A 24630-nucleotide genomic window follows, 5' to 3' on the forward strand; every position below is an offset into this window, starting at 1 on the left:
ATTAACGTTTCAAGCCGATCGCAGTGGAGAGCATGTTATCCGAAGTTTGTATCGCTTTGGAATTGGATTCGTAAGCTCTTTGAGCCACGATCATATTCACCATCTCTTCCACGATCTTGACGTTGGACATCTCCAAGAATCCCTGGAGCACGTTTCCGAAACCTTCCATTCCGGGAGTACCGGGGATTTCGGGGCCGGACGCCACGGTTTCCTGAAACAGGTTCTTACCGATTGCCTGCAAACCTGCCGGGTTTACGAAGCGATACAATTCGATCTGTCCGATGACGGTCGGGCGAACATCGGCGCCTATCTTTACGGTCACTTCTCCCTGTTCGGAAATCATAAGCGTGTTCAGGATCGCTCCTTCCGGAAGGATGATCGGAGGTTCGAGCAAATACCCGTTGGAAGTCACCACTTGCTGGTTGGAATCGATCTTGTAGGAACCGTCGCGCGTAAAAGCGAAACTTCCGTCCGGCATTTGGATTTTGAAAAATCCCATTTCGCTCGTGATCGCCAAATCCAATTTATTTCCCGTAGCTTGGAAGGAACCGATTTCGAACAATTTCTGCGAAGCCGCCGCGCGAACACCGTGTCCCACGTTGACTCCGGTGGGAATTTCGCTCACCGAAGTTGCCGGAGTCCCCGCTAATACCATGTGCTGATAAACCAAGTCCTCGAAATCGGCTCGATTCTTTTTGAACCCGGTCGTATTGACGTTTGCCAGGTTATTGGAAATCGTATCGATATGGAATTGCTGGGCGATCATTCCGGTCGCCGCGGTCCAAAGGGATCGCATCATGGGAGAATACCTCTGGTTTTATATCGGACGATTTGCGATTTTCCCTAGGAATTCCCCCTTTTTTTGGAGGAATTCCCGTCTCCAAACGGGATTTCAAAAAGGGTGAAAGTCGGAAAAATCCTATTTATAATTCCGAAACACCACGCAACGATTGGAATTGGTTCCTTTTTCGTTATTGGAAACGTTCCAGCAATTGGCCAGTTTCGTGAATTTTTGGTCGTTGATGTACGTGTTTTCCCAAACGAGACTCGTCCCTTCGGCGCAGCGAATCACATATTCGTCCAGATTGAATACGGTATTGCCTTTTCTCACCTCTCCCACTTCCATTACCAGGATACCTCCCGGCTGGAGCACGCGGGACAATTCCCGTAAGGTGCCTTGGATGAATTCGCACCAACCGGCCAATGTGGCGAAGATACTCGGTTTTTGTTCCTTTTCCAAGGAGATGTTTAGGAACCAATACCTGAGCCAATTGTCCTCTTCGTAATTCACCTTGTCCAGAAAAGGGGGAGAAGTCACTACCAGATCCACACTGGAATCGGCGATTCGATTCATATTCAAGGAGGATTGATTCGTATAAAGATTCCGAGATGAAAACTCGTGAAAAAAAGGCGGAAGCTTTTCCCGTAAATCCCGTTTGAGCTTTTGAAGAATCCTAGGTTTTACTTCCCGGTATTCCGGAGCGATCCCTTTCTTTTCGTTGTTCCTCTTCTGGGCCAGAGGAGGAATGGAAATTTGCGGAAAGCTGTAAACGGAAAAAAATCCCGGACTATGACCGTGAAGTCTGGACAATGCGGTGATTCCAAGATATTTCGCTTCTGGAGAAGTATCCTCCGAAAGAATCCGTTTCAAATTTTTTAATTCTTTTAACGTATCCTTGTGATAGAAATGGAGTAAGTCCGAATCCCCTTCCTCTTCGGGAAGGTCCGAGCTCAGATCGAAACTCGCCAATTTTTTTTCCAATTCGGATACGGAAGGGATGATCCTTCTGGATTGGGCAAGAGCCAAGGACATGGGACTGATATCGTTATGAATCGCGACATGTCCTTCCAGATTCGCCTGGATCGCCGTCGTCCCTCGTCCGCCGAACGGATCCAGGACCACGCCTTTTTTGGAACCCAAATACTTTCCGATAAAAAAGGAAGGCAACTCCGGCTTGAAGGAAGCGCGGTAGCTGACGACGTAATGGATCGAGTGAGCTTGTCTTTGCTTTGAAGTCCAAAATTCCCCGATTCGGATTTTTCTTTCTCTTTCGAGTATCGCCGTGTTCGTTCTGGCAGCCATCTACCCTTATTTTTCGGAAGTTCGGAAATTTTTCCCGTTCATCTTTTTACGAAAAGATCGGCGACATAAACGGAACGACTCTTCGATCGGCTTTCCTGCTTGTCCTGGTAACGTTCCGGAAAAATTCTGCAGAGGAAACCGCAAACGGGAAAGAGGATGATTCGAACGATGGAAACAAGCGCGATGTATCAGGAGTTCGTCGCGGAAAGAAAATCGAACGGCAGGTGGGAACTGGCCGGATTCGTAGTAGGATACGGATCCTACTTGGTCTGTTTTTGGATCGTCTTCGGGTTGAAGCGGGAAAACCCTCTTTTCTCCTCCCTCTTCTTCTTAGGTCTATTTACCCGATTTGCCAGCCTCATGATCGGAAGAGTATTTTTAGTTCCGAAAGTCTTTCTCCGATTGCTCTCCTCCGACGAAAGGGAAAGTGATTCCGCTTGGCAAACCCTCGACATGCACCGCGACGAGATACTGGGAAGACTTGCGAGAAATATCTTCGGTTGGAACGACCCGAGCGAACTCTACCGTATGGACCGAAAAGAGCTCTGCGATTTTCTGAAAGAGAAGACGGTCGTGAATTGGCGCAAAATCGCGCGGATCTTCCTGTTTTTCTATTTTCCGGTCTGCGCTTTCGTTCTTTACCTGACGTATCTGGCTTGGACGGAATGAGAGTTTTAGGAAGCGTTTCACTCGCGATTCTGCTGTTCGGTTGTTCCGGGACTTCCGTAAAAGAAGTTCCGTCTCGAACGGAAAATCGGGAGTTTCCGGGAAGAAAGGTCTGCATCGTATATTTGGAATCCGAATCGGACTCCATCGTGGAAATCAATCCTACGATATGCAGGACGAAAACTCCTCCCCTGCACGCATTCCATCCCGCCGTCGCTCTGGCCGCTCTCGAATCGGGCAGCCTGAAAGATCCGAATGCACTCTACAAATGGGATCGCACCAAGTATCCTTATATTCGCTGGCAGAAGGACCTGAACCTGCAATCCGCCACGGAGTCGTCCGCAATCTGGTACTTCCAAAAACTAATCCGGGAAACGTCGATGGCCAAAACGAAGTCCTGGCTGCAAAACGCCGGGCTCCCGGCAAACGTAACGGACGAAAATCGTGCGTTCTGGTTGGAGGAAAGCTATTCTTTGAACGGGGAAGATTTTTTCGGATTTTTACGAAACCTAGTGCTGCAAAGACTTCCAGCACGGGATAAAAACCGGGCGGCCGTACTTTCAACGCTGGAACGATCCCCGGGAAAAGTCAGCAATCCCACGGGAACACACACTCTTGAGGGAAATTGGGGAGAAGCCGACCGCTTTTATTCCGACTCCGGTACGGCCTATATAGGAGGCAGGAGCCTTTCCCTTTTTTGGTTCTTTTGGAAGTCGGGCACGAAGAGTAGGCTATTTTTCTCCAGAGCGGAAAGCGAAACGGAGATCCTGAATCCTCTCGAAGCCGCGCGCATCGGAACGGAATTCCTGCAAAAGGAACATCTGTGGGAACGGTTCTTTTTTTCCCGTTGATCCGAGGGTTTCCGTTTTTTTCCCCGAGAATCCTACCGAAAAAGATTCTTCTTTTCCCGGAAACCGCGTCCAATGATCATGGAAAGCGGTAGGCTACTGTCCTCCGTACTTCCGCGCCAACCTTCGGACCTTGGATGAAACGTAATGCACTGTACTACATCGTTTTAATCGTCTCCTTTATCGCGGCTTTTCTCATCCTTTTACACTTCGGAAAAAAGATAGAAGCGGATCTTACGAACCAGTCCCAAATACGGAGTTCCTCGATCGGCTTCCAGATCGGCGCCTTTTTGCCCGCGGAGCTTTTGGCCAAAGGTTTAAAGGAACCTTTCGCTCTTCTCCTATTCCAGATCGGGTTTGTCATGGTCGCGACCAAACTCTTGGGAAAAGTCTCGGTGGCATTCGGCCAGCCTGCGGTGATCGGAGAGATCGTTGCCGGAATCTTGCTGGGTCCGTCCTTGTTCGGTTACGTGTTTCCGGAAGGATACGCGACGGTTTTTCCGAAACCTTCTCTCGGTATCCTCCAATCCATCAGTCAGATCGGATTGGTTTTCTTCATGTTCGTCATCGGAATGGAATTGGATCTGAAGACGCTGAGAAATCAGGCCGATTCTGCGATCCTGATCTCTCACGCAAGTATTCTTCTCCCCTTTCTATTGGGAGGAGTTTTAGCTCTCTCCTTCTACTCCAGGCTGGCTCCGGAAGGTATTAGTTTTCTTTCCTTCTCGCTTTTTATGGGAATCGGGATGAGTATCACCGCGTTTCCCGTCCTTGCACGTATCGTCCAAGAGAAAGGGTTGACCAAAACGAAATTGGGAAACTTGGCCCTGACCTGCGCCGCTTCGGACGACTTGACAGCCTGGTGCCTTTTGGCCTGTGTGATCGCTCTCGTCCAGGCGGGAGGTCTACTCCCCGGTCTTCTGACGATTCTATTGGCCTTACTTTACATTCTTTGCATGTGGAAATTGGTTCTCCCCTGGATGAGGAGGGCTGGTCATATCTTTACGAACCGCGAAGCTTTTACCAAAACCGCAGTCGCATTCTTTCTATTATTTCCTCTCGGTTCCGCGTGGGTCACCGAGACCATAGGAATACACGCTTTATTCGGAGCCTTTCTCGCAGGAACGGTCATGCCGGATCGCCCGAAACTCAGAACCCTTTTGGCGGAAAAAGTCGAGGATGTCAGCACCGCCATCTTTCTACCTTTATTCTTCGCTCTGACCGGAATTAGAACCCAAATCGGTTTGTTAAACGAAGGCGGTCTCTGGATCGATTTCCTCTGGGTTCTGGTCGTCGCGATCGTCGGCAAATTTGCGGGCAGCGCTTTGGCCGCAAGAGCATCCGGTAAGGATTGGAAGGAATCCTTGTCCTTGGGAGCACTGATGAACACCAGGGGTCTCATGGAATTGATCGTCCTGAACATCGGCTACGACCTTGGCATTCTTTCCTCTCAGGTTTTTTCCATGATGGTGCTCATGGCTCTCGTCACCACGTTCATGACGGGTCCTTCGTTAAACGTAATCAACCGCTTTCTCTCTTCCGTGTCTCCGGGAAAAGAAAGGAAGGAAGGAGGAATTCTCATCGCCTTTGCCCTTCACTCCCGGGGAATCGACCTTCTGCGATTGGCCAACGGATTCTTCTCTCCCGGATCCAAAGGCAAGGAAGTGACCGCTTTGCACATGAGTCCCGATTCCTCCATTTCCGGAAAAGTGGCCCAAAGATACGAAAAGACGAGTTTCGAGCCTTTACAAAAACTTTCCAAAGAATTCGGGATAAAACTGAGGACGCTTTACAAACCCTCCGATAACGTTACCCGCGACATATTAAAGACGATCCAATCGGGAAATTATAATATGTTTCTGACGGGCGGTGCCAGGTCCTTGTTCAGCGACGACGTGTTAGGCGGAAAGATACGGACTCTGCTTTCCGAATCCGAAAACAACGCCGGAATTCTGGTGGCGGAAAAACTGGGAAAAATCGACCGCCTGACGGTGGCTATGTATTCGGAATCGGATACGAAGCTCATTCCCGTCGCGGTCCGACTTTCCAAGAATCTCGGATCGAAAGTGGCGGTATGGGATCCCAGGGGCGGAATCGCTCGCCTTCCCCAAAAAGATCGGAACCTATTAAAGAAAGAAAGGATTCCGATCCTGAGAGAATCGGATCCGACGGTGTTGGGAGAAGCCGATCTCATCATCTGCAACCTGGAAACCTGGGAAGCCGAACCGGAACTCCATAATTGGGAACTTTCCGACGGCTCGGGTTTGTTCCTGATCCGATTTGCCGGAAATTCGGAATTCGTTTAACGGGAAGTCGAGTCGTCTTCGGCCTTCAGATAATATCCGACTCCGGGCTCCGTAATCAGAATTTGAGGTTTACTAGGATCTTCTTCGATCTTCTTCCGGATTTGATTCACGTACACCCGCAGATAACCGGCTTCCGAAATTTGGTTCGGTCCCCAGAGCTCTTTTAAAATCTGGGTTTGGGTGATGATTTTTCCCGGATACGTAGCCAATAATTTCAAAAAGGAATATTCCGTCGGAGTCAGTCGGATTTCTTTCCCCGATTTCGTAACCCGTCGGGAACCGAAGTCCAATTCCAGAGTTCCGATCCTAACTTTGACGTCCGTTTTTTCCGGAGAGGAATGCCTAAGCAAAACCCGGATTCTCGCCAGGAGTTCTCCCACTCCGAAGGGCTTCGTGAGATAATCGTCCGCTCCCGCATCCAAGAGATGGATCTTATCCTTCTCCGCATCTCTCACGCTTAGCACGAGAACGGGAACCTTGGAGCCGCTTTCTCGAATCCTTTCCAGGAATTCCTCGCCTCCTCTGTCAGGCAGACCTAGATCCAATATCACCACATCCGGTCGGACCATATAGAATTTCGACAATGCATCCGTCACGGAAACGGCTTCCTCCAATTTGTATCCTTCCGACTCGCAGGCCATACGGAGCAATCGACGGATTTGCACCTCGTCGTCTACTGCAAAAACGACGGGGCTAGCCAAACGATTCCTCTAACGGGGGAAAGGTCATGACTGGAATTCGGATTAGAAAACGGGCTCCCCCCTCCGCACGATTTTCGGCCCAAATTTTTCCGCCCTGCGCTTCCACAAGCCCCTTACATATGGACAACCCGAGACCGGTACCATGAGCGTAAGAGGAGACCTTCGTGAATTTGTCGAAGATCCGCTCCTCTTCCCCTTTCGGAATTCCCGGCCCCTCATCCTCGACGACCAGTAGAAGATGGTCCCTAGGAACACTGGCGCGAACCCGCACCGGGGTTCCTTCCGGAGTATGCAAAAATGCGTTTTGAATGAGATGAATAAGAACCTGCTGCATGATACGATTGTCCAATCGCACGAGGGGCATATTCTCGTCCACCTCGGAAACCAGACTGTGGGAGCCCTTCTCGCTCTCTTCTTCCGCAACTGCGCCTAACACCAAATCGGCGGGATCCTCCCACTGCAAGTCCAACTGCAGACGACCCGATTCCAGGCGGGTCATGTCCAGAAGGTTGTTTACCAACCTCTCCAATTTTCGATACGCCCCGCGAATCTCCTTCAGTAGGGAGGTTTCCTTTTCCTTGTTTCCCGGTACTTCTCTGTCCAACAAATCCAGCGAAGCGCGGATTACGGTTAACGGAGTACGAAATTCGTGGCTTACGGAATTGAAGAGAGCGGAATGCAACCGCTCCGACTCTTCCACCATTCTAGCGTTTTCTCTCAATCCCAGAAGTTGGATCCTTTCCAAAGCCAAAGCGATCTGATTCAACATGGAATGGAGGAGCGCGTCTTCTCCCGGTTCCAAAGGTTGCTTGGATTCCCTATCCAAACCCAAGACCCCGAAACAACCTCCGGGAGAAAGAAGAGGAAGATACAGTCCTCGAGAAAGGGGGACCGTGTCCGTGGAATTTCCGGAAGGTTTTCTATTTTGGAAGGACCAGGATGCCAACGCGAATTCCCTCGATTCGGGAATGAACCCGCTTTTGGGATGTGCGGTTCTATCCAGGCGACCGTCTTTATCCGCAATGACTACGAATATAGGACAGGAGAAGGTTTTCGTCAGGACCTCCACCGATGCGTTCACGATTCCGTCCGTCGTATGCGTCCTGGAAAGTGCGAGAGAAAGCTCGTACAGGGAAGAGATCGCCCCTTCTCCGTATTTCAGCGCTTCCTCCCGGGATCTCAACCGGGTGGTAAAGACTCCGAGCACCATCGCGAGCACGAAGTACATCACGAACATCATCCAATCCTCGAGCTTACCGATAAAAAACGTGAACCTCGGAGGGATAAACAGGAAATTCCAAAGCAATGCGGAAAGAGCGGAAGTCACCAGAACCGGACCTCGCCCCGCAAACAAGGAAATAAACATTACAAAAAAAAGATATACTAATCCTATGGACCAATAACCTACCAGATTCAGAAGTAGAAGGTTCACCGAAGTGACCGCCAAGAGCCCCAAAAAGGAAAAGAAATACTGAATGGGACCGGACTTTCCGATCCACCAAATAGGCCGCAAATTCTTGTATTTCCCTTCCCCTCCCGGAACGACGACCAATTGGAAATTCGCGGATTCCGCGGATAACCTTTCCAACAGGGAGCCCCCTTCTAGAAAATGCCGAAAACGACTATGAGTGGTCCTACCGATCACCACATGGGTGGCCTTGGTTCTCTCCACCGCCCTCAGGATCCCCTGGACCAGATCCTTTTCGGGAAGGCTTAGGATCTCGGCTCCCAATTCCCTCGCCAACTGAAGATGGGAATGCAACTGCTTCCTTTCCTCTACCGTAAGGCTCCTTCCGTTTTCGATGTAGACAGTCACCCAATTGCACTTCAGTAAAAAAGCCATTCTCTTGGCATGACGAATCAGTTCCCCGGATCCGGGAGCCGGACTGATCGCGACTAGAATCTTTTCCGATAATTTGGAATCCTTCGTGGGTTCGAGCCGGGAAAGTTCCCTGTCCACGAGTTTGGAAGTATAACTTAACGCGAGTTCCCTGAGAGCGGTTAGGTTCGGAACGCGAAAGAAAGAACTGAGAGCGCCCGCCACTTTTTCGGAGGGATAAACCTTTCCTTCCTTCAATCTTTTGATCAAGTCGTCGGGGACGAGATCCACCAATTCGACCTCGTCGGCGATCTCTAGAATGGAATCCGGCACCCTCTCCGAAACGGGAGCCCCGGAAAGTTCCTCCACGATATTGGCTCGGCTTTCCAAATGCTGTACGTTTAATGTGGAATACACGTCGATTCCGTTATCGAGAATCTCGAGCACGTCCTGATACCTCTTAGGATGTCGGGAGCCCGGGACGTTCGTATGCGCCAATTCGTCCACGAGAACCAGTTCCGGTTTTCTTTCCAGCACCCCGTCCAGGTCCATCTCCTCCAGTTCGACGTTCTTGTACTTCGATTTCTTGCGGGGGAGCAACTCTAATCCTGCCGCTTGCTCTTCCGTCTCTTTTCTTTTATGGGTTTCCAAATAACCCACAACTACGTCCCTTCCTTCGGATTTGGCCTTTTGTGCGTCCCGGAGCATTTCGAAGGTTTTCCCCACGCCCGCAGCCATCCCGAAGAAGATTTTGAACTTTCCTCTGGACTGCGATTCCACTCCGATCCTAGAAAGTAATTCGTCCGGATCCGGTCTTTTTTCCTCAGGATAGGTCATACGATATTTTTACTTCTCTCTTCAGTGATTCTTTCCGTCGGATCGTTGCGCTAATTGCGCCGAATCCTGTAAAGCCAAATTCAACTTAAGGACGTTGACCTTTTCCTCGCCGAAAATTCCCCATTGAGGAGGCTCCGAAACTTGCGCGACCAGATCTTTCAGATGTCGAATCTGTTCTTCGTTTAATCCTCTTGCTTTTGCGACTAATGGAAGCTGGTATTCCACCGCTTTAAGACTCAAATGCGGATCCAGTCCGCTCGCGGAAGCGAAAACCAATTCGGAGGGAACCTCTCCGACTCCCCCTCTTTCCGACCAATATTTTCTTCTTTCCTCTACCTGCTTACGCAGCGTCTCGCTAGTCGTTCCTAGATTGCTCGCGGCACCCGACTCGGGGTTAAATCCGGCTGCGGAAGGTCTGGGGTGGAAGAATTCCGGAGAATCGGACTTTTGAGCGAGTAGAACCGATCCCGTCACTTTTCCGTTCCTTACGATCAGCGAACCCTGACTCTGTTCCCGAAACGCGATCTTTCCGATTCCGTAAATTAAGAAAGGATAAAGGACTCCGCAAAGAATCGTCCAAAAAAAGAATTGAGAAACCGCTCTCCTCATACAAACCACCCTTGAACGTAATTAAGCAGGACATCGATGATTTTGATCCCGAAAAAAGGCAACAGCAAACCGCCGAAACCGTAGATGAATACGTTCCTTGCCAACACGGAATCCGCTCCTATAGGCCGGTACTCGACTCCTTTCAGGGCCAAAGGTACTAAAAACACGAGGATCAACGCGTTAAAGATCACCGCACTTAAGACTGCGGACTCGGGACTTCCCAATCCCAAAAAGTTCAGTACTCCCAAACTTCCTTTTCCGAACATAGGATACAGACTCGCAAAGATCGCCGGAAGAATGACGAAATATTTCGATACGTCGTTCGCGACGCTGAACGTCGTCAAGGATCCTCGAGTCATGAGGAGCTGTTTTCCGATTTCCACGATCTCGATGAGCTTGGTCGGATTACTGTCCAGGTCTATCATGTTTCCGGCCTCCCTTGCGGTTTGGGTTCCGGTATTCATCGCGACTCCGACGTCCGCCTGCGCGAGAGCCGGCGCGTCGTTGGTTCCGTCTCCGATCATCGCGACTAATTTTCCGGAAGCCTGCTCTTCCCGGATCCTTTTCAGCTTGCTCTCTGGAGTCGCCTCGGCGATAAAATCGTCCACTCCGGCTTCGGCAGCGATCGCCGCCGCGGTAAGAGGATTGTCTCCCGTGATCATCACGGTCCGGATCCCCATCGTTCTTAAGCGGGCAAAACGTTCTCGGATACCTCCTTTTACGACGTCTTTCAGATGCACGACGCCTAAAATTTCCCTGCCTTCCGAAACTACGAGAGGAGTTCCTCCTTCTTTCGCTATGTCCTCTACGATCCTAACGATCTCGTCCGGGAACTCTCCACCGAGCCCGATCACGTAATTTCGGATCGCGTCCGACGCTCCCTTCCGTATGTTCTGCCTGCTTTTTCCGTCCGCCTGCGACGAAAAATCCACCCCGCTCATCTTAGTCTTGGCGGTGAACGGTACGAAATTCCCTCCCAGCTCGGAAAGGTTTCTACCTCTGATTCCGTATTTTTCCTTGGCGAGCACTACGATGGATCTACCTTCCGGTGTTTCGTCGGAAAGAGACGCAAGTTGCGCGGCGTTCGCAAGCCTTTCCTCTTCCACTTTCGGAGCCGGTAAAAAACGGGTCGCCATCCTATTTCCGAACGTGATGGTCCCGGTCTTATCCAAGAGAAGTACGTCTATGTCCCCGGCAGCCTCGATCGCCCTCCCCGACTTGGCGATCACGTTCCTGCGGATCAAACGATCCATGCCGCTGATTCCGATCGCGGAAAGCAGACCGCCGATCGTGGTCGGAATCAGACAGACCAAAAATCCTACCAGGGCAGGAAGAGAACCGGAAAGCCCCGGATCCCCTCCTCCTTCTTTCAAACTATACTGGACCGCCGGAACTAGGGTAGCGACGGCCAAAAGAAAAACGAGGGAAAGCGCGGAAAGCAGAATGGATAACGCGATTTCGTTCGGAGTCTTTTGCCTAGCCGCCCCTTCCACCAGCGCGATCATCTTGTCTATAAACGTCTTTCCCGGGTCGGTCGTAATCTGGACGATAACCTTGTCGCTTAACACTTTCGTCCCCGCGGTCACCGCCGATCTATCGCCGCCCGATTCCCGGATCACGGGAGCCGATTCTCCGGTGATCGCGGATTCGTCCACGGAGGCGATTCCTTCCACCACCTCTCCGTCTCCGGGAATGGTATCCCCTGCTTCGCAGATCACCTTATCTCCCGTACGGAGTTGGGAGGCCGGAACCTTCGACTCTGAATTCCCGTTCAATTTTCTTGCCTCGGTTTCTCGTCTGGTCTTTCTCAAGGATTCTGCTCTCGCTTTTCCTCTTCCTTCCGCTAGCGCCTCCGCAAAGTTCGCGAATAATACCGTCGCCCAAAGCCAGACGGAAATTTGTGCGGTAAAAGCGAGATGCCCCGAACCCGAAAACAATTCCGCAGTCGTCAGAATCGCTCCCAGATATACCATAAACATCACCGGGTTTTTCCACTGAGTCCTGGGATCTAATTTGATAAACGAATCCCGGATCGCGCGAAGTATGAGATCGGAATCGCCGAAAAACGAAGTCTTTTTCTTGGAAATCATGGATTAAAAGGTCCTCCCCAAACCGTGGAGCAGATATTCGGCTCCGGGACCGAGAACGAGTAAAGGTAGGAAAGTAAGAGCTCCCACCAAAACGATTACGGATACTAAAAGTAAAACGAACAAGGGACCGTCCGTAGAAAAGGTCCCTTCTCCCGCCGGGGCTTTTTTCTTGTCCACCAAGGCTCCCGCTAAACCGATCGCAGGTAGAATCACGGCAAACCGACCCAAAAGCATACAAAAGGAAAGAGTGGTATTGTAAAAAATCGTGTTCACGTTCAAACCGGCAAACGCGGATCCGTTGTTTCCTGCCGCGGAGGCGAAAGCGTACAATATTTCCGTCAATCCGTGAGGACCGTTGTTCGCGCGCGAAGACAATCCGAAATCGTAGGAGACCGCGATCGCGGTAAAAAGAAGCATACAGATTCCCGGAGCTAAGGTTCCGAAGAGTGCGTATTTCACTTCTCTGGCCTCTATTTTCTTACCGAAATACTCCGGAGTACGTCCCACCATCAATCCTGCGATGAAGACGGTGAGAATCACGTAAAACAGCATTCCCGCGAGACCGACCCCGACTCCTCCGAAAACGATTTCTCCCAGCAGAATGTTCCATAAGGCGGCTCCACCGCTTAGGGCGGAAAAGCTATCGTGCATGGAGTTCACGGAGCCGTTCGACGCGGCCGTGGTAGCCATCTCCCAAAGAACGCTCTGGGCGATTCCGAAACGGATCTCTTTTCCTTCCCAATTCTGTCCCCCTACTTGCAAAGAGGAATACAGTTCGGACCAAAAGGAGACTGCAAAACTTCCCGCGAACAGCACGAGCATCGCGATGAACAGGGAAACTCCCGCCTTCCAGGATTTGGCCCATTTACCGAAAGCGAAAGGGAGAGAAGCGGGAATCAGAAGAATCGCCAGGGATTGCAACCAGTTCGAGAAAGGTGTCGGATTCTCGAACGGATGCGCGGAGTTCACTCCGAAAAATCCTCCTCCGTTCGTTCCCAGTTGCTTGATCGCGATTTGCGAAGCGGCCGGCCCCATAGGGATCTTCACGGATTCTCCTTCCAGTGTCGTGGCCCCTATGTAGGAGGAAAAATCCATGACCACTCCCTGGGCTAACAACACTAAGGCGAAGAGGAAGGAGATCGGCAGGAGAACATAAAGAATGGACCGAGTCAAATCCACGAAAAAATTTCCGAGTCCGGTCTTAGATACGCCTAATAACCCTCGAGCCATCGCCGAGAGTACCGCAATCCCGACGCCGGCGCTGACGAAATTCTGTACGCCCAAAAGCAGCATTTGGCTTCCGTAGGAAAGCGAGCTCTCTCCGGAATACGCCTGCCAGTTCGTGTTCGTGGTAAAACTTACCGCCGTGTTCCAGGCCAGATCCCAGTTCAAACCGGGTTTGCCTTCCGTGTTCCAGGGAAGAAACTCCTGGAACCGAAGCCCTAGCGTCACCGCTACGAGACAGATCAATGTAAAACCGAGTATTTCCAGCGCGTAGGTCTTCGGACCGGAGGATTCTTCCGGACGGACTCCCGTAACGCGATAGATGATTTTTTCCACGGCAGCCACGGGCTTAAGAAAGGCGGGAATTTCTCCGTCCATCACCTTGGCGATGAACGCACCGAGCAAGGGAGAGATTAAAAAGAGAACCGCGAAATACAGAAAATAAAAAACCGAATCGTTTCCGTTCATTATCTTTTCCTAAAATTTTTCCGGTTTCATGATCGAATAGACAAGATAGACCACAAGGCCGAAGACGAGGGTTGCTAAAAGCGGGTACGACAAGAAAACCTCCGAGAGACGCTAGCCTTGAAACAAGGTAGGTTCTCCGTTGCCAAGAGAGTAGCCTTTTTTCCGTCTTGAGTCAATATGGCGGTAGTGCGGAAGTGGCCCCTGAACGTTAATTTCGCGTTAAGATCCGAGTCGAAGGCCGTGTTTTAGGCGATTGCTCCGCCGCAAGAGGACCCGCTTCCGGCAGTGCATCCGTAACAATGTTGGTGCAATCGGATTTTTCTCCTCTCCAGAGATGCCAAATGAAAATCTCCTATCATTCTCACGTTTCCCGTAACCGGCAAATCCAACATTTGATTGAAGTCGCAGTCGTACAGACTTCCGTCCCAGCCCACGCTTAGAGTATTCCTGCACATGACCCCGGCGGCGGCGGCGGGATTATAGGAAGAAACAAGTTTTTCCATGTATTCTTCCAGGTTTCCACTTTCGATTAGGTATTCCAGGAAACGGCTGATCGGCATGTTCGTGATGGTAAAGAGGGAATTAAAATCCACTCCGAACTGACGTTTCAGTTCCTTCTTAAAATCCCCTTCCAAAGTGGACTGCCCTCCGGGCAAAAAGGCTCCGCCCGGATTATAGACCAAATTCAAAACCAATCCGGAACCTGGAATCCCGTAGCCGACGGAATTCAATCTGCGCAGCGCCTCGACGGATTTATCGAAAACGCCTTCTCCCCTTTGCGCGTCCGTTCTTCTCTTCTGGAAATAGGGAAGGCTGGAAACGACCTCCACCCGATTGGCGGCAAAGAATTCCGGAAGGTCCCTGAACTTTTCTCCGGCGAGAAGGATCGTTAAGTTGCAACGGACCATGACCTTCCGTCCTAAGCCTGCGGCTTCCTCCACGAACCAGCGAAAATTCGGATTCATCTCGGGAGCTCCTCCCGTAAGATCCAAAACGGGGATCTCCGAAGCGGCAAGAACGTCCAAACATTGCCGCATGGTTTCCTGGGACATGATCTCTTTTCGATCCGGTCCGGCGTCCACATGGCAATGCTTACAGGTTTGGTTGCATAGTTTTCCGACGTTCACCTGTAAGATTTCGATCCGAGTCGGCAGGAAGGGCGCCATCCCCGATTCTTCCAGTTTTGTTTCGAAAAGAGGAAGAGACTTCCTTTCCGATACGTCGGTCAGAATCTTCAATTGTTCCGAGGAGGAGGAAAGTTCGTTTCCTCTTGCGAGCAAACTCTTCATGATGGATCGCCGAAAAAACTCAAATGCTCAGCTCTTTCACCTTATTCAGAGCCTGAACACTGTGAACGAGACTGGCTCCACCTCGGATCGCGGCGCCTACATGGATCGCTTCCCACATTTGTTCTTCCGTGACTCCTTTTTCCAAACTATCGCTGGTATACGCGTCTATACAATACGGACACTGTACGACGTGAGCCACAGCCAGAGCGATCAGCGATTTTTCTTTGGCGCTTAATGCCCCGTCCGCGAAAACCGCTCCGTAATAGTCGAAGAATTTCTTTGCCAGATCCGGTTCAAACTCGCCTATGTTTCCGAATTTCTTGAGGTCTTCCGGTTTATAATACGTGGTCTCTTGTGCCATATTCGCTCCTCTATTTTCCAAACGAAATTTGATCGACCCGATCGCGGCCCCGCGGGGAAAAAAGATCGACCTTGCCCAGAGTTTGACTCTTACGGCGGCCAAAGTTTCCCTGGCCTCGGTCGAAAAACACCCGTAAAACGGAAGTTTTTCGTTTTATTTTTCGGAGGAGAAGGTCAAGTTGTTACATTTCTCGCAGATTTCTCGGGGAACCCAACCCCATTGCATGAGTTTCCCGAACACAAAACAACCGGCGCAAAATCCGAGAAAACTTTCTAGAGCGGCAAAAATTGCCAGTATCCCTAATACGATGCGAAATTCCGAAAAGAATCCGAACGATAGTAGGATCAATGCGGTTCCGCTAAAAACCAAACCGATTCCTTGCGCAAATCGTTTCGGAGGTCCGGGAACAGTACGTGTTCCCAGTCCCAGAACCGGCACCACTACGTGGATCGCCAAACGGGCAAACGGAGAAAATTTGGGCCCATACAGAACCCGCGCCAAAAAACCCAAGGCCAAGGCGGCAACGAGCCAAAGAGACTGGGTCCAGATCGTAAGGAGAGAAAGAAGGAATACAAACCCCGCCACGGAGCGAGCTGCAAATTCGTTGACCGTATCCGGGAAATTTCCGATGGAAAAGCGCATGGGGGCCGTCCTGGGCCAATCCTAACTCAATTCCGTTTTATTTCAAGAAAAATCCGCTATATTGAACAAAATGCTGACTTCCTTCCAAAGCATCCTAGATCAGAAACAGAGGCCCATCATCACGCAGAGGATTTTTTTTCTATTCGGTTGGGCCCTTCCTCTGGCGATTTTTTCCCTCTTTTTTTCCCGGTCTGATTTTTATCCGTTACTGATTGCTTTCTCTACCGGTTTCGCGTTTTATATTCTCTCCCTCTCTTCTTGCAAAAGTGAAAGGCTTTCCTACCGAACTCTTCTTTGGGCCGGACTGCTCCTACGGGGAGTTTTCCTATTTCTTCCCCCCGTGCTCTCCGAGGATGTTTTCCGATTTCTCTGGGACGGACTTTTGGACGGAAACGGAATCCTACCTTATACCGTACTACCTCGCGATTTAGAACGAATCGGTCTTTCGGAAGCGGACGCAACATTGGGCCTTCGATTAAAAGAGGAAATGAATTCCGCGGGATTCTATTCCGTCTATCCTCCCGTACTGCAGCTCTTCTTTTTTCTAGCTGCAGAAGGAATGAGATCCTTCGGTTCCGTTCCGATCGGGATCGGAATTTGGAAAGGAATCGTTTTCGGATTCGAGGCCGCCACTGCTGCTCTAGTTTGGTTTCGAGGAACGGAGGAACACCGCGAAAATTTCCTCAAGTATTGGATGCACCCCTTGGTTTTATTGGAAGGTTGCGGTAGCGGGCATCCGGAACCGATCCTCATCTTCTTCCTTTTCCTATTTTTCTTTTTTCGATTCCGAGGAAAACCTTTGCTATCCTGGATCTTTTACTCGGCGGCAATTCTCACCAAACTGATCCCTTTACTCTTACTTCCGTTCCTATCCTTTCGCCTCTGGCAAAACGGAAGAAAAAATCGGAAGGCGATCCTGATCCTCCTTATCTCCATCGTTCCCCTTCTCTTGAGTTTCTTATTGTTCGGAGAAGACTTCGTTTCTTCCGTGAACAAACAGTGGGAAAAAGGAATCGGAGTCTATTTTAGATTATTCGAATTCCACGGAGGTCCCTATTATCTTTGGAAGGCCGCTTTAGCGGGCACTTGGTTTCCCTACGCTGCGGGAATACACCTCGCCGTCCTAAGCGCGATCTCGATTTCCGTTATCTCCTATTTCCGTTCCCGTAAAGAGGAAACGTTGGAAGGGACCGCGGAAACTTGGATCTCCGTTTTGGGAGTGTATCTTCTTTTCTCGACGACGGTCCATCCTTGGTATCTTTTACCCTTGCTGGCAGGGGTCGTTTTTACGAATTCTCTCTGGCCGCAAGCTGCGGCGGGTATCTGGATCCTTTCCTATTCCACGTATCGGAATGCGCCCTACAAGGATGATGTCTTTTTCATGATTTTAGAATATGCCGTCGTGTTAACCGTATTCTTCCTGGAAAAAAGGAAACTCATTGACCCTGAAAAGGTCCGATGGTAGATACGAAGCTCGTTCGCGAAAAAGGAAAACTAACATGGCCCCGAAACTACTGGACACGTTCTCCAACACTCTGGAATCGGAGATACTCCAAAGCGAAAAGATTCGCAGCAAAATCCTACTTGCTTCCTTTCTGATCGCGGCCGCTGTCTGGACGGTCCTGTCCTTTTTGGCGAGGAGAGAATTCGACGAGAGCTCCGGCACGATCTTTCCCTTCGAAATCATCATCGGGACCCTGGCCTTTGGAAGCGTATACGAACTGATCGTCTTACGCATCCTGGAATTTTGGAGGAAAAAAGAAAAACCTCTTCCCTTAATCCCTAGGTTCGGGAATGCGCTTATCGAGACCTCGTTACCCGGAATCGTGCTGTTCATCTTTCTGCACCATTTCCAGTCGCCGATCGTCACGCTGAATTCTCCTATTCCCAACCTCTTCTTTATATTCATCCTGCTTTCCATCCTAAGAATGGAGTTAGGGCTTTCCTTATTCACCGGGCTCGTGGCGGGAGTGGAATTTATGGCCTTGGGTCTTGTTTATACTCCTACTACGGCTCCGACCGATTTTCCGTATCCGTTTTTCTACTCCAAAATTCCAGTCATCATGCGATCCTTCATATTCATCGGCTCCGGAGCTCTGGCCGGAATCGTCGGCATCCGACTGAAAAATACGTTAAGAAAATCTTATACTTTATTGGAGGAAAGAAACCAAATCGTAGGGATGTTCGGACAATACGTCTCGCCGTCAGTGGTCGACAGGCTCATGAGCCAAAAAGCGGAGACGATTTCGGAAAGTCGGGAAGTCTGCGTGATGTTTTTGGATATCAGAAATTTCACGAAATTCTCCGAAAAGAAGACTCCTACGGAAGTCATCACTTATCTGAATACCTTATTCGAGGATATGATCGACATAGTGAATCGGAACAACGGAATCATCAACAAATTCCTGGGCGACGGATTCATGGCGGTGTTCGGCGCCCCCCTTTCCGACCAGGGAAAGGACGTGCAGAACGCGGTTAACGCGTCCATGGAAATCATAGAAAAAGTGGCGGACCTGAATCGGGAGGGAAAAATTCCGGAAACGAAAATCGGAATCGGATTGCATTCCGGAGAAGCGATGACGGGCAGCGTGGGTTCCTCCCAAAGAAAAGAGTACACGATCATCGGGGACACCGTCAATCTTGCATCCAGAGTGGAACAACTCAACAAGGATTACGGCACCGCTCTCTTAGTCACGGAAGCGGTGTACGAGCAGATCAAACATTATATTTCTTGCGAATCCCTTCCTCCCGTAAAAGTCAAGGGCAGGGAAAGCGAAGTGCAGATTTATCGCCTGACCTAAGGACGCAGGACGAAAAGTCCGGATTTCTCCGAGATTACCTCATGCTCACTCCGCAAGAACATTACGAAACCTTTTTGTCCGAAAAATACTCCTGGATGATGGGTGACGCCGGACAAAAAGAAGCCGAAGCGGAGGAACTGTTCCGTAGTTGGGGAATTCTCCCGGCGGAAAATCGGACAGCCTGGGATTTGGGAGCCGGAAGCGGTATACAATCCCTCCCTCTCGCTAGATCGGGATTCCGAGTCTTGTCGGTGGATCTTAGTTCTAAATTGTTAAACGAATTATCTTCCAGAAGCGTCGGACTTGATCTGGAAACCAAGAAAGCGGATATAACGGATCCTTCCCTTTACGAGGGGAAATGTCCCGATTTTTTGGTCTGTATGGGAGACACCCTGACGCATTTGGAGTCCGAATCCGCAGTAAGGAAACTCTTTCGTCTTTGGGGTTCCTTTCTGGAATCGGGGACGAGACTCGCGTTGGGATACAGGGATCTGAGTCGCGGAAAAACGGGAGAGAAGGTCGGCTTTCCCGTGCGGGTGGAACGGAATCGGATATTTTCCTGCATCCTTTCTTTCGAAAAGGATAAGGTTCTCGTAACGGATCTCTACCACGAATGGGACGGGAATCTATGGAATTTCAGCACAAGTTCCTACTTCAAACTGATCCTGCCCGAGGCGAAAATTCTGGAATGGGCCGGCGAATCCGGTTTTTCGCTCCTCCAACAAGGCGAGTCCAAAGGAATATCTCTTATCCTTTTTTCTCGAAAAGGGTAAGCCCGCCGAAGACGAGGAAGTTTTTCCCGAAAAAACCTATCGACACCCCCTTAAACTCGTCGATGTTGTTCGTATCCTTTACCGGAAGCCGCGCATGATAGATAGACTGATCCGATTTTCCATCAAGAACAGACTCCTGGTCCTGGCGATCACCGGTATCGTGACCGCGATCGGAGCCTATAACGCGGTTCAGCTTTCCATAGACGCGATCCCCGATATCACGAACGTACAAGTATCCGTGGTCACCCAATCTCCCGGGCTCTCTCCGATCGAGGTGGAGCAATTCATCACTTACCCCATCGAAATGGAAATCACCGGAGTTCCGAACGTCGCGGAAATCCGATCCATCTCCCGCACGGGAGTCAGCAGCGTCACCGCGGTTTTTAAGGACGGCACCGATATATACCTGGCGAGACAATTGATCAACGAAAGACTCCGCGCGGCGGAAGCGGCGATTCCGAAAGGGTATGGATCACCGGAACTTTCGCCTATCGCCACAGGTTTGGGAGACATATACGAATTCGCTCTGACCAGCGATAGACATTCCCCCGAAGAATTAAGGACTTATATGGAATGGGAACTCGCTAGGGAAATCAAATCCACGGAAGGAGTCATAGACGTAAATATCATAGGCGGTTATGCGAAGCAGTACCAGATCAAGATAGATCCGCAAAGATTAGCGGTTCATAATATTACATTATCCCAACTCTGTCAAAAATTGGAATCCGCGAACCAGAATACCGGCGGAGGCTATATCTCGAAGGGAGCCGAACAGATCGTCATCCGAGGAGAGAGCCAGTTCAAAACCGTGGAAGAAATTCGGAACGTGGCGGTAAAAACCGAGCGGGACGGCGTCCCTCTCCTTCTCGGACAAATCGCCACGGTGGAAACCGGCCCGGCGCTTCGATTCGGAATCATGACGAAGGACGGAAAAGGGGAAGTGGTGGGCGCCACCGCTATCATGCTCATGGGGCAGAATTCCCTGGAAGTGGTCAAGAGAGTCAAGGAAAGGATAGAGATTCTCCGCACCAGGCTTCCGGAAGGCATGCAGATCGTCACTTACTACGATCGGTCCGAATTCATTGGGAGAACCTTAGGCACCATTTTCACGAATCTCGCGGAAGCGGCGGTTCTCGTCATACTCGTGTTGATCCTCGCGTTGGGAACGGTAAAAGGCGCGTTGTTAGTAAGTCTTTCCATACCGATCCCAATGCTGGCCACGACCATTTTCATGAGGATGTTCGGAATCGTAGGAAACCTGATGTCCCTGGGAGCCCTGGATTTCGGCTTACTCGTCGATGGAGCCATCGTGATGCTGGAATCCATCCTTCACGGATTCCTCTTGAGAAAAACGTTCTATGAATTGCAGAACACGCAGGACGACCGAGACCTGGCCTCCGAGCAAATCATTACCGAAGCTTGTGTTCGTGTGGCCAGAGCGGCGACGTTTTCCGTAGGAATTATCCTCTTAGTGTACCTTCCACTGATGACCCTACAAGGAGTGGAAGGAAGGATGTTCCAACCCATGGCCATGACGGTGGCGATTTCCTTGGCCATGGCTTTGGCATTCAGTCTGACGACCTTTCCCGCAGCCGCGAGTATCCTATTCAAAAAACCGATCTTTTACCAGAGCAAATACTGGGACATGATCGCGGAAAAATACCTGATTCTCTTAAACTTCGGAATGGCGAACAAGTCCCTCTTTCTCCGCACCGGTATCGGAGTCGTCGCATTTTCCCTAATCTTAGGTTCCACATTAGGATCGGAATTCTTACCCAGGATAGACGAAGGGGAATTCGCGATCGATATCAAAAGGCTTCCGTCCACCGCGCTCCGCTATTCCCGGGAAACAAACGCCGAATTGGAAAAGGTCATCGCGAAATTCCCGGAAACCGTCAGCGTGGTGACCAAAATGGGTCGAGGGGAATCCGCCGCCGAGCCCATAGGCACGGAAGAAGGAGAGGCCATGGTCAAACTTCTACCTACCCGGGAATGGACCACAGCTTCCTCTCGAGAGGAACTCATGGACAAATTCAAGGAAGCGATTCTGAACGCCGTACCTTCCAGCACGATCTCCCTTTCCCAACCCATAGAAAACAGGGTCAACGTTCTACTCTCCGGTTCCAAGGCGGATCTAGCCGTAAAAATCTACGGGGACGACTTACAAGTGTTAAAGGACACCGCTTATCAATTCGTGGAAAAGATCAAAAAAATTCCGGGCGCGGCCGACCTTCGGGTGCAGCGAGTGCTGGGACTTCCTTTGATAGAGATCAAAGCCGACAGACAAAAAATGGCAAGGTACGGAGTGGAGGCGGAAGAAATCCTGACCACCGTGGAAGCTCTCCGTATCGGCAGACAGGAAGGAAAGGTATTCGAAGGATTCAAGAGATTCGATCTGGTCGTTCGTCTACAGCTGGACGTCTCGGATCTGAACGAAATCGAAAATATCCCCGTCATGACCTCGGGAGGGATTACGATCCCTCTCGGACAAGTGGCCTCCATCCAGTTGGAAGAAGGCCCCGCGGCGATTTATAGGGAAGCACTCAAACGAAGGATCATGGTGGAAGTGAACGTTCGCGGTCGGGATCTGGTGGGATTCGTAAACGATGCGCAAAAGGCGACGGCGGATCTGGAAAAGAGTCTTCCGAACGGATACCGAACGGATTGGGGAGGACAGTTCGAAAACTTTACCCGCGCAAAAAACAGACTCCTGCTCGTGGTCCCTGTCGCGCTCGCGATCATTTTCTTCATGTTGATGGCCGCTTTCGGAAGCGTCTACTACGCGTTAGGCGTGTTTATCGTAGTACCTCTCGCGATTTCCGGCGGAGTCATCGGGCTGGTGCTCCGAGGATTGCCTTTCAGTATTCCCGCGGGAATCGGTTTCATCGCCGTGAGCGGGATCGCGGTGTTAAACGGAGTCGTTTATGCTTCCACATTAAAGGAAGAATTGGGCAAAGGTCATAGCATCTACGACGCGGTGATCGACGCGGGACTCCATTCGCTCCGGCCGGTTTTGACTACGGAAGTCATCGCCGCGATCGGTTTTATTCCCATGGCGCTTTCCTCCATGGCGGGAGCGGAAATCCAAAAACCGTTGGCGACCGTGGTGATCTTCGGAATCATCGTGGCGACCGTCTTTTCCCGGGTTCTTCTCCCGATCGTGATGGAGTTCCTACTGAATCTCTCCGAAGGCCAGGAAAGAAGGAAGGCCATCAATAAGAAAAGACTTGAAGCGGAATTCCAAAAATCCAGACACCTTCCCGTTCCCGCGGAAGAACCGTCGTCCTCTTCTACTTTCGGATCTTGGGCGGAAGAAGAAACCGAAACGGTCTCCAAAAAACCAGAAAGAAAGAAAAAGAAATCCTAATTTTCCGGCCAAATCGACAGCACTCTGTTTTTTTTTCTACCGAAAAAGAGACATAAGAATCCAAATTATGTCGGAAAATCCTTTTCCTGGACCCGGTCCCTTCCATCCTAGCGTTTCCGGGAACTCCTCAATTTATGGAAAGCCAGAAACCCACCGTCCGACTCTTAGACGCCACCCAACAACCTTTTAACCTAGCTATCGCCTCGGCGAGAACCTGCTATTCCTCCAAAGGCATTCTCTTGCCGGAGGACATGGTCCGCTCGGAAAAGTCCCTCGAGATCCGAGATAAGGTCGCCAAGTCCACGAAAAAGGCGGGCCACTTAACCACCAGGCAGCACCCTCATTTCATTTTTACCTTGGACAAGGTTTCCCGCCAGTTCGTTTGGTCCTTTCTACACTCGCATCCCTACTACAATTCCGAGCAGGTCAGCCAACGTTATGTGGAAGTAAAGCCGGAGAACTACTACGTTCCTGCCTCTCTGGAAGGAAAGAGGAGAGCAACGTATTTGGAGGCGGTGGAATTCGCTTCCCAAGCCTATTTCGAATTTGTGGAACTCCTGCATCCGTTCATCCAGGACGAATACTTTCTGATCTATAAAGCCAGAGCGAATTATCCGGAAAAATGGCAGCCCCAGATCAAAAAGAAATGCCTGGAAGTGGCTCGTTATCTTCTCCCGCTCGGGACCTTTACCTATCTCTATCATTCCGTCAACGGACTGACCCTGCACCGGTACCACCGATTGATGAACTCCTTCAACGTACCCGAGGAACAAAGAATCGTAGTCGAGGAAATGATCGAAAAAGTACGGGAAATGGATTCTTTGTACGTGCAGGAAATGGATGATCCGATTCCACTGGAAGAAACGGCGGAATACCGCTTCTTCAGAGAATTTTACGGAGACGACTCTTCCGATTTCCGACCGGGCCACGCGAAAATCTTCGTCCGGGAATTCGACCAGGATCTGGATTCGCGTTATTCGCGCTTGGTGTCTTATTCTGAAAATTCCTCCGAGATTCTGGCCTCTTCCGTACGTTCCGTACTGGGAGTCTCCCGGGAGTCCTTAAACGATGAGGAAGCGATCCGTTTGGTTCTGGACCCGAGCAAGAATCCTCATCTGACTTCCACTTTGAACGAAACCACAATGAGTCCCTTGGCAAGAGCAATGTTTAACGTGCATTACACGTTCAAGAAGCGTATCTCCCACACTGCGGACAGCCAGGACCAAAGACATAGAATGGTACCGGGGGCTCGCCCCGTACTCCTCTCCCAGTATGCGGGAATGCCGGATTATATCGTGCCGAAAGTAGTACTGAAATATTCCAAATTGGAAGAAACCTACCGCACCAAAATGGACGGAATCTTTCGGAACCTGAACCGATTCCTGGAGGAAGGCGGAAGTCCGGAATACGCGACATATCTTTTACCGAACGCGTTCCCCATCCGTTTTTACGAAAGCGGCGACCTTTTGAACCTTCACCACAAATGGAGGGCCAGAACCTGCTACAATGCACAGGAAGAGATATTCCAGGCTTCGATAAACGAACTGACGGATTTGCAGAAGGTCCACCCTCAGATCGCAAAATGGATCAAGGCCCCTTGCTGGATCCGCCTTCAGGGAGACGTAAAACCCTATTGCCCCGAAGGGGATCATTATTGCGGAACCCAAGTTTGGAAGAAGGAATTGAGCGATTACGATCGCACGCTCTAAGGATCGAAAACCACCGGAAGCGGCGGTTTTCATCGAA

The 24630-nt window shown here is 50.5% G+C and carries 19 protein-coding genes; 8 read left to right on the top strand and 11 right to left on the bottom strand.

Annotated features, from left to right (window positions below):
- Position 1: 1 nt before the first annotated feature.
- Both flgG and EHO61_RS15380 read right to left on the bottom strand, forming a co-directional pair.
- A complete protein-coding gene (flgG, locus tag EHO61_RS15375; RefSeq protein ID WP_010411171.1) occupies positions 2-799 on the bottom strand; it encodes a flagellar basal-body rod protein FlgG in 798 nt (265 codons plus the stop codon).
- A gap of 120 nt (positions 800-919) precedes the next feature.
- Positions 920-2083 carry a class I SAM-dependent methyltransferase gene (locus EHO61_RS15380; protein ID WP_135814459.1) on the bottom strand — a complete coding sequence of 388 codons (1164 nt, stop codon included), beginning with the start codon at positions 2081-2083 and terminating at the stop codon, positions 920-922.
- Positions 2084-2239: 156 nt separating this feature from the next.
- Between EHO61_RS15380 and EHO61_RS15385 the strand changes: the two genes are divergently transcribed.
- The 3 genes from EHO61_RS15385 to EHO61_RS15395 all read left to right on the top strand — a co-directional run bounded on the left by EHO61_RS15385 (position 2240) and on the right by EHO61_RS15395 (position 5903).
- A complete protein-coding gene (locus EHO61_RS15385; protein WP_210415353.1) occupies positions 2240-2752 on the top strand; it encodes a hypothetical protein in 513 nt (170 codons plus the stop codon).
- Positions 2749-3600, top strand: coding sequence for a penicillin-binding transpeptidase domain-containing protein (locus EHO61_RS15390; protein ID WP_135814460.1), 852 nt, complete (start codon positions 2749-2751; stop codon positions 3598-3600). Before EHO61_RS15385 ends, EHO61_RS15390 begins: the two co-directional genes overlap by 4 nt.
- 134 nt (positions 3601-3734) lie before the next feature.
- Positions 3735-5903 carry a cation:proton antiporter gene (locus tag EHO61_RS15395; protein WP_135814461.1) on the top strand — a complete coding sequence of 723 codons (2169 nt, stop codon included), beginning with the start codon at positions 3735-3737 and terminating at the stop codon, positions 5901-5903.
- On the opposite strand, the gene EHO61_RS15400 is transcribed toward EHO61_RS15395, so the two are convergent.
- From EHO61_RS15400 to EHO61_RS15440, 9 genes are all read right to left on the bottom strand, one after another.
- Positions 5900-6604: a response regulator gene (locus tag EHO61_RS15400; protein ID WP_135814462.1), complete on the bottom strand. Its 705-nt coding sequence runs from the start codon at positions 6602-6604 to the stop codon at positions 5900-5902. The genes EHO61_RS15395 and EHO61_RS15400 overlap by 4 nt on opposite strands.
- Positions 6597-9260, bottom strand: a complete 2664-nt coding sequence (locus EHO61_RS15405; protein WP_135814463.1) for a sensor histidine kinase — start codon at positions 9258-9260, stop codon at positions 6597-6599. Before EHO61_RS15405 ends, EHO61_RS15400 begins: the two co-directional genes overlap by 8 nt.
- A 21-nt stretch (positions 9261-9281) precedes the next feature.
- On the bottom strand, positions 9282-9869 hold the full coding sequence (kdpC, locus tag EHO61_RS15410) for a potassium-transporting ATPase subunit KdpC (RefSeq protein ID WP_135814464.1): 588 nt from the start codon (positions 9867-9869) through the stop codon (positions 9282-9284).
- Positions 9866-11959: a potassium-transporting ATPase subunit KdpB gene (kdpB, locus tag EHO61_RS15415; RefSeq protein WP_210415354.1), complete on the bottom strand. Its 2094-nt coding sequence runs from the start codon at positions 11957-11959 to the stop codon at positions 9866-9868. The genes kdpC and kdpB overlap by 4 nt, the downstream gene beginning before the upstream one ends.
- Before the next feature lie 3 nt (positions 11960-11962).
- Positions 11963-13651 carry a potassium-transporting ATPase subunit KdpA gene (kdpA, locus tag EHO61_RS15420; protein ID WP_135814465.1) on the bottom strand — a complete coding sequence of 563 codons (1689 nt, stop codon included), beginning with the start codon at positions 13649-13651 and terminating at the stop codon, positions 11963-11965.
- Positions 13652-13660: 9 nt separating this feature from the next.
- The gene (kdpF, locus tag EHO61_RS17465; protein WP_135814482.1) at positions 13661-13744 is read right to left on the bottom strand and encodes a K(+)-transporting ATPase subunit F; all 84 of its coding nucleotides are present in this window, start codon (positions 13742-13744) and stop codon (positions 13661-13663) included.
- 152 nt (positions 13745-13896) lie between these two features.
- Positions 13897-14940 (bottom strand): arsenosugar biosynthesis radical SAM (seleno)protein ArsS, encoded by a 1044-nt coding sequence (gene arsS, locus EHO61_RS15430; RefSeq protein ID WP_135814466.1) that lies wholly within the window; start codon positions 14938-14940, stop codon positions 13897-13899.
- A gap of 19 nt (positions 14941-14959) precedes the next feature.
- On the bottom strand, positions 14960-15301 hold the full coding sequence (locus EHO61_RS15435) for an arsenosugar biosynthesis-associated peroxidase-like protein (RefSeq protein ID WP_135814483.1): 342 nt from the start codon (positions 15299-15301) through the stop codon (positions 14960-14962).
- Between the two features lie 153 nt (positions 15302-15454).
- On the bottom strand, positions 15455-15943 hold the full coding sequence (locus tag EHO61_RS15440; protein ID WP_135814467.1) for a DUF4395 domain-containing protein: 489 nt from the start codon (positions 15941-15943) through the stop codon (positions 15455-15457).
- A 70-nt stretch (positions 15944-16013) separates the two neighbouring features.
- Here EHO61_RS15440 and EHO61_RS15445 point away from each other — a divergent pair, with 70 nt between their 5' ends.
- From EHO61_RS15445 to EHO61_RS15465, 5 genes are all read left to right on the top strand, one after another.
- On the top strand, positions 16014-17408 hold the full coding sequence (locus tag EHO61_RS15445) for a glycosyltransferase 87 family protein (protein WP_246032165.1): 1395 nt from the start codon (positions 16014-16016) through the stop codon (positions 17406-17408).
- Positions 17409-17442: 34 nt separating this feature from the next.
- A complete protein-coding gene (locus EHO61_RS15450) occupies positions 17443-18744 on the top strand; it encodes an adenylate/guanylate cyclase domain-containing protein (protein ID WP_135814468.1) in 1302 nt (433 codons plus the stop codon).
- A gap of 41 nt (positions 18745-18785) precedes the next feature.
- On the top strand, positions 18786-19517 hold the full coding sequence (locus EHO61_RS15455) for a class I SAM-dependent methyltransferase (protein ID WP_246032166.1): 732 nt from the start codon (positions 18786-18788) through the stop codon (positions 19515-19517).
- A 94-nt stretch (positions 19518-19611) separates the two neighbouring features.
- Positions 19612-22884: an efflux RND transporter permease subunit gene (locus EHO61_RS15460; RefSeq protein ID WP_135814469.1), complete on the top strand. Its 3273-nt coding sequence runs from the start codon at positions 19612-19614 to the stop codon at positions 22882-22884.
- 134 nt (positions 22885-23018) lie between these two features.
- Complete coding sequence (locus EHO61_RS15465) at positions 23019-24593, top strand: FAD-dependent thymidylate synthase (protein ID WP_135814470.1); 1575 nt, start codon at positions 23019-23021, stop codon at positions 24591-24593.
- The last annotated feature ends 37 nt before the right edge of the window (positions 24594-24630 follow it).

This window comes from Leptospira fluminis (assembly GCF_004771275.1).
In the GTDB taxonomy this organism is placed as follows: Bacteria; Spirochaetota; Leptospiria; order Leptospirales; family Leptospiraceae; genus Leptospira_B; species Leptospira_B fluminis.